This is a genomic window from Bacillus sp. LQ16 (genome assembly GCF_057784645.1).
This window is the reverse complement of record NZ_CM173491.1, coordinates 2849666-2864291: the sequence shown is the minus strand read 5'-3', so window position 1 is coordinate 2864291 and position 14626 is coordinate 2849666. Positions and strand designations below refer to the sequence as shown.

The 14626-nt window shown below is 33.3% G+C and carries 19 protein-coding genes; 18 read left to right on the top strand and 1 reads right to left on the bottom strand.

Annotated elements, in window-relative coordinates:
• Window positions 1–13 precede the first annotated feature (13 nt).
• The 7 genes from AC3EMB_RS14450 to AC3EMB_RS14420 all read left to right on the top strand — a co-directional run bounded on the left by AC3EMB_RS14450 (window position 14) and on the right by AC3EMB_RS14420 (window position 4810).
• Window positions 14–403: a VOC family protein gene (locus AC3EMB_RS14450; protein ID WP_000800663.1), complete on the top strand. Its 390-nt coding sequence runs from the start codon at window positions 14–16 to the stop codon at window positions 401–403.
• A gap of 175 nt (window positions 404–578) precedes the next feature.
• Window positions 579–1532, top strand: a complete 954-nt coding sequence (locus AC3EMB_RS14445; RefSeq protein WP_078401530.1) for a PLP-dependent cysteine synthase family protein — start codon at window positions 579–581, stop codon at window positions 1530–1532.
• A 241-nt stretch (window positions 1533–1773) separates the two neighbouring features.
• On the top strand, window positions 1774–2457 hold the full coding sequence (locus tag AC3EMB_RS14440; protein WP_098976104.1) for a DNA alkylation repair protein: 684 nt from the start codon (window positions 1774–1776) through the stop codon (window positions 2455–2457).
• Between the two features lie 16 nt (window positions 2458–2473).
• A complete protein-coding gene (locus tag AC3EMB_RS14435; protein WP_000802433.1) occupies window positions 2474–3175 on the top strand; it encodes a nucleotidyltransferase domain-containing protein in 702 nt (233 codons plus the stop codon).
• A gap of 15 nt (window positions 3176–3190) precedes the next feature.
• Complete coding sequence (locus AC3EMB_RS14430; protein WP_001102507.1) at window positions 3191–3736, top strand: GNAT family N-acetyltransferase; 546 nt, start codon at window positions 3191–3193, stop codon at window positions 3734–3736.
• Window positions 3737–3769: 33 nt separating this feature from the next.
• A complete protein-coding gene (locus tag AC3EMB_RS14425; RefSeq protein WP_000620322.1) occupies window positions 3770–4270 on the top strand; it encodes a GNAT family N-acetyltransferase in 501 nt (166 codons plus the stop codon).
• Between the two features lie 15 nt (window positions 4271–4285).
• Window positions 4286–4810 carry a DinB family protein gene (locus AC3EMB_RS14420; protein WP_000653846.1) on the top strand — a complete coding sequence of 175 codons (525 nt, stop codon included), beginning with the start codon at window positions 4286–4288 and terminating at the stop codon, window positions 4808–4810.
• Window positions 4811–4842: 32 nt separating this feature from the next.
• Here the strand turns inward: AC3EMB_RS14420 and AC3EMB_RS14415 are convergent, their stop codons facing one another.
• A complete protein-coding gene (locus AC3EMB_RS14415) occupies window positions 4843–5229 on the bottom strand; it encodes a hypothetical protein (RefSeq protein ID WP_000390805.1) in 387 nt (128 codons plus the stop codon).
• A 290-nt stretch (window positions 5230–5519) separates the two neighbouring features.
• Here AC3EMB_RS14415 and AC3EMB_RS14410 point away from each other — a divergent pair, with 290 nt between their 5' ends.
• From AC3EMB_RS14410 to AC3EMB_RS14360, 11 genes are all read left to right on the top strand, one after another.
• A complete protein-coding gene (locus tag AC3EMB_RS14410; protein ID WP_053564173.1) occupies window positions 5520–6458 on the top strand; it encodes a DMT family transporter in 939 nt (312 codons plus the stop codon).
• Window positions 6459–6514: 56 nt separating this feature from the next.
• Window positions 6515–6916 (top strand): GNAT family N-acetyltransferase, encoded by a 402-nt coding sequence (locus AC3EMB_RS14405; RefSeq protein ID WP_088024654.1) that lies wholly within the window; start codon window positions 6515–6517, stop codon window positions 6914–6916.
• Between the two features lie 230 nt (window positions 6917–7146).
• Window positions 7147–7950 carry an AAC(3) family N-acetyltransferase gene (locus tag AC3EMB_RS14400; protein WP_095690678.1) on the top strand — a complete coding sequence of 268 codons (804 nt, stop codon included), beginning with the start codon at window positions 7147–7149 and terminating at the stop codon, window positions 7948–7950.
• Window positions 7951–7965: 15 nt separating this feature from the next.
• Window positions 7966–8655, top strand: a complete 690-nt coding sequence (locus tag AC3EMB_RS14395) for a phosphopantothenoylcysteine decarboxylase domain-containing protein (protein WP_098127898.1) — start codon at window positions 7966–7968, stop codon at window positions 8653–8655.
• Window positions 8656–8796: 141 nt separating this feature from the next.
• Complete coding sequence (locus AC3EMB_RS14390) at window positions 8797–9270, top strand: tetratricopeptide repeat protein (protein WP_000400637.1); 474 nt, start codon at window positions 8797–8799, stop codon at window positions 9268–9270.
• Between the two features lie 12 nt (window positions 9271–9282).
• Window positions 9283–10341: a hypothetical protein gene (locus tag AC3EMB_RS14385; protein WP_097821870.1), complete on the top strand. Its 1059-nt coding sequence runs from the start codon at window positions 9283–9285 to the stop codon at window positions 10339–10341.
• 205 nt (window positions 10342–10546) lie between these two features.
• On the top strand, window positions 10547–11056 hold the full coding sequence (locus AC3EMB_RS14380; RefSeq protein WP_168410557.1) for a DUF402 domain-containing protein: 510 nt from the start codon (window positions 10547–10549) through the stop codon (window positions 11054–11056).
• Window positions 11057–11295: 239 nt separating this feature from the next.
• Window positions 11296–11886: a TetR/AcrR family transcriptional regulator gene (locus tag AC3EMB_RS14375; RefSeq protein WP_144465286.1), complete on the top strand. Its 591-nt coding sequence runs from the start codon at window positions 11296–11298 to the stop codon at window positions 11884–11886.
• Window positions 11883–12611 carry a hypothetical protein gene (locus tag AC3EMB_RS14370; RefSeq protein WP_095690683.1) on the top strand — a complete coding sequence of 243 codons (729 nt, stop codon included), beginning with the start codon at window positions 11883–11885 and terminating at the stop codon, window positions 12609–12611. Before AC3EMB_RS14375 ends, AC3EMB_RS14370 begins: the two co-directional genes overlap by 4 nt.
• Before the next feature lie 240 nt (window positions 12612–12851).
• Complete coding sequence (locus AC3EMB_RS14365; RefSeq protein ID WP_340783543.1) at window positions 12852–13607, top strand: ABC transporter ATP-binding protein; 756 nt, start codon at window positions 12852–12854, stop codon at window positions 13605–13607.
• Between the two features lie 17 nt (window positions 13608–13624).
• Complete coding sequence (locus tag AC3EMB_RS14360) at window positions 13625–14611, top strand: aliphatic sulfonate ABC transporter substrate-binding protein (protein WP_078401537.1); 987 nt, start codon at window positions 13625–13627, stop codon at window positions 14609–14611.
• Window positions 14612–14626: the final 15 nt, after the last annotated feature.

Sequence of the window (14626 nt, the reverse complement as noted above, 5' to 3'; positions counted from 1 at the left end):
GGAGGAGATTTGCATGAAGAATTGGGTTCAATTTAGAATTGCAAGACCAACAGATAAATTTGAAGAAGTGATAAATTTTTATGAAACAGGATTAGGTTTAAAACGTATAGGGGAATTTCACAATCATGAAGGATATGATGGGGTTATGTTTGGCTTACCAGATGAAGAGTATCATTTGGAGTTTACTACACATGTTAATGGAAGTCCATGTCCGGCACCGACAAAAGATAATTTACTAGTTTTTTATATGCCTAATAAAGATGAAATTGAAAAGATAGTGAATCGATTAAGTAATATGGGCTATCATGAGGTGGAACCAGAAAACCCGTATTGGATAGAGAAAGGAACCACAATAGAGGATCCAGATGGTTGGAGAATTGTGCTTATGAATGCATCTGAATAAAGAAACTATTTTCATATGAAATAGAGTGTAACAAAATGATTTAGACATAAATCCCTACAGTGTTTGTAGGGATTTTTATATAAGAAGATCTTATTGAGAGAGTTATTAAAATGTAGAAAGTATTTTGGCTGAGAACAAATGTAATAAACATAATTTATGAAGGAGGTATAAAAGTATGATAGTAAACCATTTTGAAGAGTTTTCTAAACATGTTGGAAATACACCTCTCATGAAATTAAAATGCGAAGAAACGAAGGACCTTTCTATCTATGCTAAATGTGAATGGCACAATCCTACAGGATCGATTAAGGATAGGGCAGCACTTGGAATGATTAATAAATATTTACAAGAAGCGGACAAAAAACAAAATATTTTAGAGTATAGTGGTGGAAGCTTAGCGAGGTCAATTGGGTGTATTTGTAATTATTTAGGGATTCAATGCACGTTAGTTTTAAGTTCTGGAACCGGTAAATCTCTATTAAATGAACTTGATCGTTATGGTGCTAACGTAATCTTAGTTGATAAATGTAAAGGGTTCTACGCAGTAATTGAGAAAACAGTAGAGATTAGTAAACAAAATCCAGAATTATACTTTTTATTCCAACATTATAATAATGCAAATCTAGTAAGTCATATAGAAGGTACAGGGCGAGAAATTATTGCACAAATGATTGGAAAACCAATACATGCATGGGTAGCATCTGCTGGTACTGGTGGAACTCTAATGGGAGTCTATACAGCAATAAAGAATTATACAAAAAATGTTGAACTACATTTAGTAATGCCTGCTGAATTGCCTTATGGTTCGGAACAACCACCAAATGATTTAAAGAAATATGCTGGATCAGGTGGGTTCGGCTTAGGAAGGAAACAACATTTCATAGAACAGGAAGAAAATTTGATAGAAAAACAATGGACTTATTCATATGAAGATACCCTGTATGAAATGGCACGTTTTTACAAAGATACTGGTATAAAAATAGGAACTTCTGCGGCAGCGAATTTATTAGCAGCTAAACAAATTGGGAAAGAAAAAGGTGCGAATTTTAATGTAGTTACAGTTTTTCCGGACGCAGGATCAATAGAAGAGTGGTCAGATGTAAAAAATTTAGTTGAAAATAGGGAATAGACCAAATGATAGAGAGGACCATTAAAAGTTCTATTGTAGTTTATATCTTATTCTACGCAAAATTGATACCATTAAAAAACTGTATGTTTAACATGTACAGTTTTTTAATGGTGTAGCTGTGCAATGTTTAGAAATTTCACATACCGTATTTTAAAAATAAATATAGGAAAACCGAAAAGTAATGTAGAATATATCGTACATACATATATACAGTCAACATAAAAGATAAAGAGGTGGGTATATGTTACTTGAGGAAGTAATGCAGCAACTAGAGGAATATGGAACAGAACAAAATCGTAAAACGTATAAAAACCACGGAGCGAAAGAGCCACTATTCGGAGTTAGTTTTGCAAATTTAAAATTGTTAAAAAAGAAAATAAAAAAAGATCACGATTTAGCAGTTGAATTGTGGGAAACGAAAAATATGGACGCAATGATATTAGCAACTTATATTTTAGACCCGAAGAATATAACAGCAGAACAGCTTAATAGTTGGGTTCAGGATGTTGATTATTACTGTTTAATGGATGTTTTTATGACATCTATATGTACTTCGCCAATTGCAATAGAAAGAATGGAAGAGTGGACAAAGTCTAATGATGAATGGATTGGAAGAGCTGGCTGGTCTTTATTAGCAAATATATCGATTAAAAATAAAACGTTACATGATGATTTCTTCTCTCCATACTTAGAAGAGATTAAAGAAAATATACATAATGAAAAAAATAGAAAAAAAGAAGCGATGAATAGTGCTTTAATCGCAATAGGAATTCGTAATGAAGACTTAGAGCGACAAGCGATTGAAATTGCACGTGAAATTGGAAAAGTAGAGGTTGATCACGGTGCAACATCATGTAAAACACCAGATGCAGAAAGCTATATAAAAAAAGCGAGAGAAAGAGCTCAAAAAAAGAAAGTGAAATAAGAAAAGAGGAACGGCTATGAAACCAATTGAAGCAGCACAAAGCATAATTACATCACAATTTCCGAATTGTGATGTAGCTTTACTCGGTGGAAGCGTTGCACGAGGAGAAGCGACGAAAACATCTGACCTTGATATTGTAATAGTTGACCAAAGTTTAACTTCTTGTTATAGAGAATCTTTCTATAGTAATGGATGGCCTGTTGAGGTGTTTGTTCATAATTTTACAACATATAAAACCTTTTTCAAAATGGATTGTGATCGAGGGAGACCGTCGTTACCACAATTAGTTTCAGAAGGGGTTGCATTAAAAGGGGAAAAGGAAATTGTTGAGAAATTAAAAAAAGAAGCGAATGATTTACTACATAAAGGACCAGCTAAATGGACCGAAGAAACGATTAAGCAGAAGCGATATTTTATTACGGATACTTTAGATGACTTTATTGGTGCAACAAAAAGAGAAGAAGAATTGTTTATCGCTAATTTATTAGCGGATTTAGTACATGAATATGTATTAAGAGTAAATGGTAGGTGGCTTGGGAGTTCAAAATGGTTTATTAGAGTGCTAAGAAGATATGATGAGCAATATGCAAACAAATTTGTAGCGGCTTTTGATCATTTTTATAAAACGGGAGAGAAAAATGAATTAATTCATTTTATAGAAATGACGTTAGAACAGTATGGTGGAAGAGTGTTCGAAGGATTTTCTATTGGTAAATAAAAAGGGGAGAGAAAAATGAATGTACCATATGTTCAATTAAGAGAATTGACACTAGATGATGTAGAAGATCGCTATCAATGGTCGTTAGATAGCGATGTAACAAAGCATTTAGTCGTACCAGACCAATATCCTCCGTTCACTCGTGGAGATACGAGAATCTGGATTGAAGCTTGTATAAGCCGAAAAAATGGTTATGAACAAAGGGCGATCGTTACTGAGAAAGGTATACATATTGGATGGGTAGACCTTAAAAATTTTGATAAAACAAATAAAAATGCAGAACTAGGAATTGCGATTGGAAATAAAGACTATTGGGGTAAAGGATTTGGAATGGCAGCTCTAAACAGCATGTTACAAATAGGTTTTTCCCAGTTTGAATTGGAGAAAATTTGGTTACGTGTAGATGAAGATAATACACAAGCTAAAAAGAGTTATGAAAATGCCGGATTTGTATGCGAAGGGTTAATGAGAAATGATCGATTGAGACAGGGAAAGTTCATTCATCGCTATCGTTACAGTATATTAAAAGAAGAGTATGAATCAAAAAATAATAACCTATAAAAATATTATGTCAATTAAAAAGGGGAAGATAAAATGATTCGATTACTTACAAAAGCGGATGCAAAACAATATTGGGAGTTACGTTTACAAGCACTACAAGTAAATCCAGAAGCATTTGTAACGACTTATGAAGAAGCAGTACGTCAAGAAAACCCTCTTGAACGCGTTGCTAGTAATCTTTCATCCAACAGTAGTTTTACATTTGGTGCTTTTAATAATGAAAATCGTTTAGTTGGGGTTGTTACTTTATTAACAGAAGAAAAGGACGCATATAAGCATAAAGGGCATATCGTTGCAATGTATGTAGATACTGAAAATCGAAGAAGTGGTCTTGCACGTGATTTAATACGTAAAGCAATTGAAAGGGCAAAAGAGATGAAGTTAGAGCAATTGAATTTAGGGGTTGTGTCAACGAACGAACCAGCCAAACGATTATATGAATCAATGGGATTTAAAACGTACGGAATTGAAAAAAGGGCTATAAAAATGAATGGTGTGTATAGTGATGATGAACATATGGTGTTGTTCTTTTAAGAGAGGAAGTTTTGTATGAAAGATCTCCATTTAGAAAGAAATCTGGACCCTCAAGTAGCGATTTTGTATGCGACGGTTGCTGATACGTTTAATAGATTGCAAAGGTTAGTAGAAGGTACTGAAGAGAACGAACTATCCTATAAAGGGTCTGAAAATAATGAAAATAGTATTGGGCAGTTACTTCAGCATTTAGCAGTTGTCGATTTACATTGGGTGTATCGTTTCAAGGGAGAAGATGTTCCAACAGCATTTGAAAATAAATATGGTCCTATGTTGAATGAAGTAGGAGAAATACCGAGTTTAAGAAAATACACGTTGCAAGAGTTAATGCAAGATTATGAAGCAGTGCAAAAATTGTTTTATGAAGAATGTATGAAACTAACAGAAACTGATTTAACGCGGGAAGTTTTGTATGAAAAAGGGGAAAATGCGACTATAAGATGGGGAATTTGGCATATAGCAGATCATAATCGGTATCATCAAGCACATATAAGTCGATTGAGGAAATTATATAGAGAATATAAACTACATATTCTTTAATTTTTGAATGAACAAACGCTCCTAAATAATAATTAAAGGAGGCGTTTATTTTTATTTGTTTGCTTTTCTTCCCAAGCTATCATTAAATTTTTATGATAATCTTTTGGTTTTTCAATAGAAAACCAGTAAATTGAATGTGCAATAGTTGGTAGCCATCTTTTATGGCGGATTCGTATATTTTCATGGTGAGTATAATGGGTCGAGATTAAGGTGGATTTTGACCCTTGAAAATTTTGGTATGTAATATCCTTGATTTCATACCAATACACTTTATTCCCATGCAAATCTACTACAATTCCTTCATCATCCCAATAGGAACCTATATCGTTTGCACGTGTTTTCCATAAGGTTAGGGCATACTTTAGTAGCCATAAGGAGAAAAATATTGAAATAATTCCTAGTAAATCAAATTCTTCCATTAAAGATAAAACACTTATTAGAAGGAAAACAACTCCGAAAGAAAGTACAAATAAAATAGATTGTATAGAGGCTCTGTATATTTTCAGTGTTATTACATCCATAGAAGTAACTTATTTTTAAAATTATTTCTGTTTAATGTTTTTATATTAAGTATAATAAATGAATGTATTATTATCTTTTTCATTGCAAGTGAATGGAAAGTGAAATGTAAGTTTGAATGTAGATTTTTCATCGCGTATACTAAAATATATGTTATAAAGATTAAAAATTAAATACAAGGGGTTTTACAATGAAAGCAATTGTTATAGGGATACTGGCATCATTTTTCTTTGCCTTTACCTTTGTTTTAAACCGGGCAATGGACTTAGAAGGTGGAAGCTGGATTTGGAGTGCATCATTACGGTATTATTTTATGGTTCCAATGCTATTACTTATTGTTATGTATAGAGGGAACTTAAAGCAACTCTTTCAATATATGAAAAACAATCCGAAAGAATGGTTAGTATGGAGTATCGTTGGATTTGGTCTCTTTTATGCACCGCTTAGTTTTGCTGGAGCGTTCGGACCAGGTTGGCTCGTTGCATCAACATGGCAAATTACAATCGTTGCAGGGATTTTGTTAACACCATTTTTTGCGGTGGATCCACTACATAAAAAACTTCCGATGAAGGAATTAGTTATGTCGGGCATTATTTTATTCGGTGTTGTTCTCATGCAAGTAGAACATGCTTCTTCATTAGGTATTCGTGAAACCGTTTTATGTGTAGTTCCTGTACTTATTGCAGCATTTGCGTATCCTCTTGGAAATCGAAAAATGATGCAAGTTTGTAAAGGGGAATTAGATGTATTTCAGCGAGTACTCGGTATGACATTAGCAAGTTTACCATTTTGGTTTTTATTATCTGGTTACGAAGTATCAACTGGCGGATTACCGTCAAGTAACCAAGTTTTTCAATGTTTTATTGTAGCAGTTAGTTCTGGGTTAATCGCGACAATATTATTTTTCTTTGCAACAGATCTTGTGAAAGATGATCCACAAAAACTAGCAACAGTGGAAGCGACGCAGTCTGGTGAAGTTTTATTTGCGCTAGTAGGAGAGCTGATCTGGTTATCTGCACCAATTCCGTCATCATTATCTTGGATTGGTATGAGTCTCGTTATTATTGGAATGGTACTTCATAGTTATGTGGCTGTCGTTGTAAAAAAAGAAGAAAAAATAACGGCGTAATGAGATTAGCTCTTTTTATTAAGAGCTAGTCTTTTTTCATAGAAAGGGATGAAAATATGAATTTACAGCGTGTTGAACAAATTGAAAAAGATTCAATATTAAATGTGCTACAATATGCCGTCGGTCCAAATGAAATAAGCTTAAAGAAGGCAGTATTATTTTACCAAATGAATAAAGGGACTTTGTACAAATATGAAGAAAAAGCTTGTATAGGTATTGAAGTAATCGGAGCAACTAAAGCACGAGTATGCCATATAGCAGTGGATTCAGATTATCGTCAAAAAGGAATTGCACTGCAAATGATTAAAGAAGTGGTAAGGATATATCAATTGACTTATATAGAAGCAGAGACAGATGATGGGGCGGTAGAATTTTATAAAAGAATTGGTTTTCAAGTTAAAAGTTTAGGAGAAAAATATACGGGAATCGAAAGATTTCATTGTTATTTGGAAAAATAGTATAAAAATATGCATATGGAGTATAGCTTGAAAAAATAAGATTTACATTTTTCTTCATTTGAAAAAACTCTCGCTCATCATTATCTACGATTTTAATAGAGTTTTGAGGCTTCAGTACACCCATATACATATTTTTGTAGTAATGAATATGATTAAGTTAAAAATTAAGAAAAATATGATAATATATTTATATAAAAGTTTAAATTTACGTGGCTAGTGAGGGAACCAATATGAAAATGAATGAAATAGTAGCAAGCACACAATTTCCAAATACAATCGAAACAATAACAAAAGATTTAAAAGCATTAGGAATCGAAAAAGGAATGACAATTATCGTTCATTCATCACTAAGTTCTATCGGATGGACATCTGGTGGTGCGGTTGCTGTAGTAGAAGCATTAATGAAAGTTGTTACGGAAGAAGGAACGATAATAATGCCAACGCAATCTTCGGATTTGTCTGATCCGAAACATTGGTCAAGACCACCTGTACCGGAAGACTGGTGGCAAATTATCCGAGATAACGTCCCTGCATTTGATTCACGTATAACCCCAACAAGGGGAATGGGTGAAATAGTTGAATGTTTTCGTACATATCCGAATGTAGTACGTAGTAATCATCCGTTAGGAAGTTTTGCTGCATGGGGAAAACATGCAGTAGAAATAACAATGAACCATTCATTATCAATGAGCTTTGGAGAAGAATCTCCATTAAGAAAAATATACGATTTAGACGGGTACGTATTATTGATTGGTGTTGGATATGATTCAAATACGTCTGTTCATTTATCCGAGGTGCGTACTGGTGCATGTGAGTTAATACAAGTAGGAGCACCTATTATAGAAAACGGTGAAAGAGTGTGGAAAGAGTTTGTTGAAATGGATTACGAATCTGAGAAGTTTGTAGAAATTGGTGTGGAGTTTGAGCGAAAAGGAACTGTAAAAAACGGGAAGATAGGGAATGCAACGTGTCGTCTAATGAAACAGCGTGATATAGTTGACTTTGGAACAGAATGGTTTCGTAAGAAAAATTAGTAAGGGATGGTTACAATGAAGGGGAAAAAGGTATTAATTACGAGCGGTGGTTGTCTAGAAAAATGGGATCAAGTACGCGGGCATACGAATATGGCTAAAGGTACAATCGGAAGGATAATCGCAGAAGAACTTATAGCTAAAGGGGCACATGTTATATATTTGCACGGTTATTTTGCGGAGAAACCGAGCGATGTACATAGAGGGTTAGAATTACATCCATTTGAAGGAATTGTTGATTTACAAGATAAAATGAAAAGTATCGTCACACATGAAAAGGTTGATGCGGTTATTATGGCAGCGGCTGGATCAGATTGGATTGTGGAGAAAATTTGTGATCAAGATGGTAATGTTCTTAATATGGACGGAAAAATTTCAAGTGATATAGCACCGATTATTCACTTTCAAAAGGCTCCAAAAGTATTAAAACAAATAAAAGAATGGGACCCAGAAACAGTACTTGTTGGTTTTAAACTTGAAAGTGATTTAAATGAAGAAGAACTGTTTGCAAGAGCGAAAAATAGAATGAAAGAAGCAAGGGCGAATGTAATGATTGCGAATTCACCACATTCTTTATATTCGCGTGGAGCTGTACATTATGTAATTGGACAGGATGGTAAAGGGAAGTTGTGTAATGGAAAAGATGAAACGGCGAAAGAAATTGTCAAAAGCTTAGAAGTATTATGTAATCGTGTCACTGCTTTTTAAAATTAAGTTTTTAGATAAGAATGAATCCGCATAGTAATAAGTAAGCGAAACTTTAATTGGTGGGAATTTTACTTTTACACGAATGTGAAGCGTATATCAATCAAGAGCTATACACAGAATAATTGGTGAGGAGTGGATTCTATGGAACATTTATTAAAGCAAGCTATTAAACTTAGAAACGAAAAGAAATATGCGCAGTCTAAAGAGATGCTTATAGGATTAACAAACTTTACAAAGGATGCAGAAGTACTGTATCAGTGTGCGTGGATACATGATGTAATGGGGCTAGAAACAGAAGCAGTTCCGTATTATGAGCAGGCAATCGCAAATGGACTTGATGGCGAATCCCTTTGCGGTGCTTATATTGGTCTAGGAAGTACATATCGTTGTATAGGGGAATATGAAAAGGCAATTACAGTATTAGAAGCTGGGGTGAAAAAATTCCCAGAGAACGATCCGATGAAAGTATTTTTATCATTAGCAAAATATAACGTAAACGATCACGAGTCAGCGATGAAATTATTACTTGAAACTGTCGTGAAAGTAGAGGAAGTAAAAGAATTTGAACGTGCCATTTCATTTTATAAAGACCACTTAAATGAGGTTTTTAAATAAAGGAGTGAACGTATGAATGTTACACTATCGCGAAGGCGAAAAGGTATTTGGATTGGACTCGTCTCTTTAATTATGCTATCAAACTATTTATTGTATGCTCTTCCAATAGTACCAGCTGCGCCGAAAGAAGTTGTACTTGGGTCATTATTAGATTGCATGTTTGTCATTCCAATCATCACGTATTTCTTCATTATTCGAAAAAGGTACTCGTTAACGTATATAGTTCCTGTTGTAATAGCTGGTTATATTTTTGCAAGATTTATTATTCCAAGTGACTATTTACAAGATTTTTCATACGTTTCTTATATTATAATTGCAGGAGAAATTGCTTTTGTATGTTTAGAGTTATTCCTTCTATATAAAATTGTTAGAAAGCTTCCTACCATAATAAAAAAATATAAAGAATATAAAAGTGAGTACTCTTCATTTTCTTATGCAATTGATGCTGCGTTTGACGCTACTATGAAAAGAAATAAATTAATAGATATCATTGTAACGGAGTGTAAGTTAATCTATTATGCATTTTTATCGTGGCGTGAAAAAGTACCAGAAGGTGAATACGTATACTCATATCACAAAAAGACTGGTGCAATAGGTGTATATATCATGATCATCCATGCGACCTTAATAGAAAGTATTGGTTTTCATTATTTGCTACACCAGTGGAATCCAGTAATAGCATGGATTTTACTTATTTTAAATGTATACGCGATGATTTATTTTATAGCTGAAATACAAGCGATGCGTAAAAATCCACTTAACGTAACAGAAGAACAAGTAATCATTCAAATTGGATTAGGAAAGAAAATTGTTATACCATTTACACAAATTGATAATATTGCGTTCTACAAGGGTGATGAATTGCTAACGGCAAAAGAAGGGAAACAGGTATTGGATGCAACTGTTATGGAGTTCATAAAAGAACCTGCTACTTTTGAAATAACATTAAAAGAGCCAGTGAAAGCACAGTTGTTATATGGATTTTCTAAAACAGTAAGTCGTGTGCACTTAAATGTTGATGAAGAACGAAAATTTTATGATGCGGTTAAGGAAAAGTTAAAACATGAGTAATAGTGCTGTTAGTTACATAAAAACAAATAAGCTTCCGTTAGAAGTGAAAAAATATGAAACATGGATAGTGAAAAACTCTTTCTAAATAAGAAGGAGTTTTTCTTGTGTACTTGTATAAATCATTATATAAAAAACTATATACTTCTTTATCGTTAGATAAGTGGATATAATTGAGGATAGAACTAGTATAAGGGGAAACAAAATAATGAATAAGTTACTTACATCGAAAAGTGAAATTTTAGAAAGAAAAATCCGGTATAACTCAACAATAGTAGATCACAATTGTTTATTACTTGAAAAGCAATCACAAAGTATCGTTTTATTTCACGAGGTGCAGTATTCATTTACAATGACTGCAAAAGATACTAAGTTAACAATCCCAAAAGGAAGTTATACAATCGCATATTATTGGAAAGATCGTCCGTACAATTTATACGTATGGAGAGATATAAAAGGGAAGTATTTAGGTTCCTATTTTAATATCGTAAAAAATACACAAATAAAAGACGAAGTGGTTTCCTTCGAAGATTTAATCATCGATATTATGGTACTTCCTAATGGAGAATACTTCATATTAGATGAGGATGAATTACCAGAATCATTAGGGAATTTCGAAGGTGGTTATGTGAAGAAAGCTCTTTATGGACTGAAAGAAATCATTCAAAAAGAGCTTCCACAAATAGTTTTGGAGACAGCCAGGGTGCAGAAGAACTAAAATTTAATTACATAAATATTTTGAATGGAAATGAGTAGTCTCAAGTTATATGGTCTAACTTTTTTGATAAATCTAAGGTTAGTAGCATATTTCTTGAGATTACTTTTTTTTGGTAGAAATTTTGTTGCTTAGTTATTAAATGGATTTAAAATTTATGAAATAATATTGACTGAATCAAGTTCAGTCGTTTATGATTGAATCAGATTCAGTCGCAGGGAAAATAAAGTAGGAGATGACCTATGAAAAGAATATCAAAAGAACCAGATGTAAGACGCCAAGAGTTAATGGATATTGGTTTTGAACTATATATGAAAAATGGTATGAAAGGATTTGGCATAAAAGATGTTGTGAATCATGCAGGTGTAGCAACGGGTTTATTTTATTATTACTTCAAGTCTAAAGAGAATTTTGTTGATGAAGTTTTAAATGACTTTATTGTGAAAAATATGGAGTTAATTGAAGAAATACTTATTTCAAATGAACGGTCTGTCATACAAAAGATGAAAGATTCACTAGATATATTTTGGACATTTATTGAAAAGTTAGCACCCTATAAAAATGTGAGTTCGTTTCAGACGGAACAACATTTTCAACTGGAAAAGAAATTATTCGCACGTATGCAACCGTTAATTAGACAAGTAATTGAAGAGGGAGTAAACATAGGGGTTTTTTATACTGATAACTCATTATTAGCTTCTGGGTTTATTCTATACGGTCTTAGCAGTATTGCTCATTCAGAAGTAAAGTTGAATCTAGATACAAAACAAGAAATGGTTAATTTAGTATTAACTACACTACGATACAATCAAAAGGAAGGAGAAAGTTTATGAAAATTATTATCGATGGAAATAATATCTCACAAGAGCAACTTATAAAATGGAAAAGAGAACGGGTAAAAAAAGTATTATATATATTAGGACATAAAGAGCCTGAAATAAATGATACAGACGTCATGATAAAACAGCTAACGGAAATAAAGTTGCGATATACATACAATGAAATGTACGAAAAGTTGAAATCAAAACTTAGATTAAGTGCAATAGGTATGCGTATCTGTACTCTTTTATCTGGCGATAGACGAAAATTTTCAAAAACTAGTATTTATTTAGACGGGATTACAGCAGAAGAAGCCATACATGGAATTGATAGTTTGATGCTTGAACAATCACGTGAAAATAACAAAGTGAATTTATCTGCTTGTCCTGATCACTATGTACTAAGGCCCTTTGGGGAAAATGAATTAGAGGTTATCGAAACTACTGGTAATTCTCCGTTTCCAGTTCAATTTTTCATTGTTTTTGGTGACGAAACTGGATTGAAAACACCAAGAGATAAATCTTATCAATACCAATCAACAGGTGTTGCACGTATGAAAGATGGTACTACTATTGGTGGAGTTCGACATCAATTTAAAGATACTGATACAGGGATAGAAGTAAGTCTAGTTGTTGAGTTCCCAGCCCTTTGTCCTAATAGTCTAATTAAATCCCATCAAATGCATTTAGCGTGTGAGTTTTCTTATTGGTTACAGTGGATTAAAGATCAGAAAAAATAGTAAGTAAACGATATCGTTTAAATAAACAAAAGTAAAATGTTCAAACAAATCATATGTATGTTTTAATAAAACCTAGTTGACTTATCGGAAATATTTGTATAATATGTACTTAATTCCATAACGTATTGCTGATTGGAGAAACCAAAGGCATTTTATCAACAGATAAAATGCCTTTGGTTTTTTTATTGCACAAATACTGAATCTGTTCATTTATATGAATCATTTTAAGGAGGGAAAGAAATGACTGTTTCAATTGATGGGGTATCAAAATATTTTTTGAAACAAACTGGTACGGTTCAAGTGCTAGAGAATATTAATTTTCAATTAGAGAAAGGGGATTTTGTTACAGTAATTGGTCCGAGTGGGTGCGGAAAAAGTACATTACTAAAAATTGTTGCAGGTCTAGATAATGATTTTGAAGGTGAAGTTATTATTGACGGGGAGCCTATCTTAAAAACGAGCAAGAAACAAGGTTTTATTTTTCAAGAGCATAGGCTTTTTCCATGGTTAACAGTTGAAGAAAATATAGCGGCAGATTTGTCGTTAAAAGATAAGTATGTGAAAGATAAGGTGAGAGAATGGGTTGAAATCGTTCGGTTAGATGGCTTTGAAAAATCGTATCCGAAAGAAATTTCAGGCGGGATGTCACAACGTGTTGCGATAGCGAGAGCGTTATTAAGAAATCCGAATGTATTATTACTTGATGAACCTTTTGGAGCGCTGGATGCTTTTACTCGAAGTCATTTACAAGAAGTATTGCTGAATATTTGGGAGCAGAAGAAAACAACAATGATATTCGTTACACATGATATAGACGAAGCGATATATCTTTCAAACCGAATTATCATTATGAGTGCAAAACCAGGGAAAATACATAAAGTGATTGAAAATAATTTGCCTTATCCGCGAAATAAAACTTCTCAATCGTTCCAACAACTTCGAACGAAAGTATTACAGCAGTTTGAATATGGAGGGTTGATTCAAACAAGTATATAGGAAAAGGGTGATTTTATATGTATAAAAAATTTAAAATTCTTTCTTTTGCTTTAGCTATATCAGTATTTTTATTAGGATGTGAAAAAAGTACAGTAAGTAGTAAGAAAGAAGATGTAACAATACAAATTGGTATACAGCAAGGATTAAGCCCACTATTACTAGCAAAGAAAAAGGGATGGTTTGAAGAGGAGTTTAAAAAAGAAGGAGTTAAAGTGAAATGGACAGAGTTCCAAAGTGGACCTCCTTATTTTGAAGCAATCGCATCAAACCGGTTAGACTTTGGTGAAGTAGGGAATTCTCCAGTCATTTCAGCGCAAGCAGCAGGTATTGGATTTACCGAAATCGCCAATACAAGTTATGCGAGAAAAGGAACTGGAATTCTCGTTCAAAAAGATAGCAAGATTGCGAGTGTAAAAGATTTAAAAGGTAAAAAAATTGCAGTAGCAAAAGGAAGTAGTGCCTTTAATTTATTATATCGAGCGCTTGATAAAGAAGGTATTGATGCAAAAGATGTAAATGTCATTCAATTACAACCAGATGAAGCGCAGCCTGCATTCGAATCAGGATCAGTAGATGCATGGGCGATTTGGGACCCTTTCATATCATTACATACGTTAAATAAAGGTGCGAAGGTGATTGCAGACGGTGAAACATTAAATGTCTCTTCACCAGAATTTTTAATTACGAGGACAAAATTTGCGAAAGAACATCCAGAATTAGTTGAGAAATTCCTCAAAGTTTATGAGAAAGCACGTGTATGGCAAGAGGCTAACTTAGATGAAGCAATAAAAGTGTACACTTCTGTAAAAAAGATAGATGCGGAGATTGTAAAAGAAGTGTTTAATCACGACAAACCAATTTTAGTTCCGGTAACGAAGGAAATAATAGCAGAACAACAAAAGACAGCGGATTTTCAATATAAGATCGGTTCTATAAAGAAAGAAATTAAGACGGGAAAAGTTGTAGATAATTCTTTCGTAGAAAAAGCATTGAAAGCGAAGTGAAAAGAGGTTTTGTAA

Excerpts from the sequence above, each read along its gene's own strand:
- AC3EMB_RS14450 (WP_000800663.1), top strand. The coding sequence starts at position 14 with ATGAAGAATTGGGTTCAATTTAGAATTGCAAGACCAACAGATAAATTT.
- AC3EMB_RS14445 (WP_078401530.1), top strand. The coding sequence starts at position 579 with ATGATAGTAAACCATTTTGAAGAGTTTTCTAAACATGTTGGAAATACA.
- AC3EMB_RS14440 (WP_098976104.1), top strand. The coding sequence starts at position 1,774 with ATGTTACTTGAGGAAGTAATGCAGCAACTAGAGGAATATGGAACAGAA.
- AC3EMB_RS14435 (WP_000802433.1), top strand. The coding sequence starts at position 2,474 with ATGAAACCAATTGAAGCAGCACAAAGCATAATTACATCACAATTTCCG.
- AC3EMB_RS14430 (WP_001102507.1), top strand. The coding sequence starts at position 3,191 with ATGAATGTACCATATGTTCAATTAAGAGAATTGACACTAGATGATGTA.
- AC3EMB_RS14425 (WP_000620322.1), top strand. The coding sequence starts at position 3,770 with ATGATTCGATTACTTACAAAAGCGGATGCAAAACAATATTGGGAGTTA.
- AC3EMB_RS14420 (WP_000653846.1), top strand. The coding sequence starts at position 4,286 with ATGAAAGATCTCCATTTAGAAAGAAATCTGGACCCTCAAGTAGCGATT.
- AC3EMB_RS14415 (WP_000390805.1), bottom strand. The coding sequence starts at position 5,229 with ATGGAAGAATTTGATTTACTAGGAATTATTTCAATATTTTTCTCCTTA.
- AC3EMB_RS14410 (WP_053564173.1), top strand. The coding sequence starts at position 5,520 with ATGAAAGCAATTGTTATAGGGATACTGGCATCATTTTTCTTTGCCTTT.
- AC3EMB_RS14405 (WP_088024654.1), top strand. The coding sequence starts at position 6,515 with ATGAATTTACAGCGTGTTGAACAAATTGAAAAAGATTCAATATTAAAT.
- AC3EMB_RS14400 (WP_095690678.1), top strand. The coding sequence starts at position 7,147 with ATGAAAATGAATGAAATAGTAGCAAGCACACAATTTCCAAATACAATC.
- AC3EMB_RS14395 (WP_098127898.1), top strand. The coding sequence starts at position 7,966 with ATGAAGGGGAAAAAGGTATTAATTACGAGCGGTGGTTGTCTAGAAAAA.
- AC3EMB_RS14390 (WP_000400637.1), top strand. The coding sequence starts at position 8,797 with ATGGAACATTTATTAAAGCAAGCTATTAAACTTAGAAACGAAAAGAAA.
- AC3EMB_RS14385 (WP_097821870.1), top strand. The coding sequence starts at position 9,283 with ATGAATGTTACACTATCGCGAAGGCGAAAAGGTATTTGGATTGGACTC.
- AC3EMB_RS14380 (WP_168410557.1), top strand. The coding sequence starts at position 10,547 with ATGAATAAGTTACTTACATCGAAAAGTGAAATTTTAGAAAGAAAAATC.
- AC3EMB_RS14375 (WP_144465286.1), top strand. The coding sequence starts at position 11,296 with ATGAAAAGAATATCAAAAGAACCAGATGTAAGACGCCAAGAGTTAATG.
- AC3EMB_RS14370 (WP_095690683.1), top strand. The coding sequence starts at position 11,883 with ATGAAAATTATTATCGATGGAAATAATATCTCACAAGAGCAACTTATA.
- AC3EMB_RS14365 (WP_340783543.1), top strand. The coding sequence starts at position 12,852 with ATGACTGTTTCAATTGATGGGGTATCAAAATATTTTTTGAAACAAACT.
- AC3EMB_RS14360 (WP_078401537.1), top strand. The coding sequence starts at position 13,625 with ATGTATAAAAAATTTAAAATTCTTTCTTTTGCTTTAGCTATATCAGTA.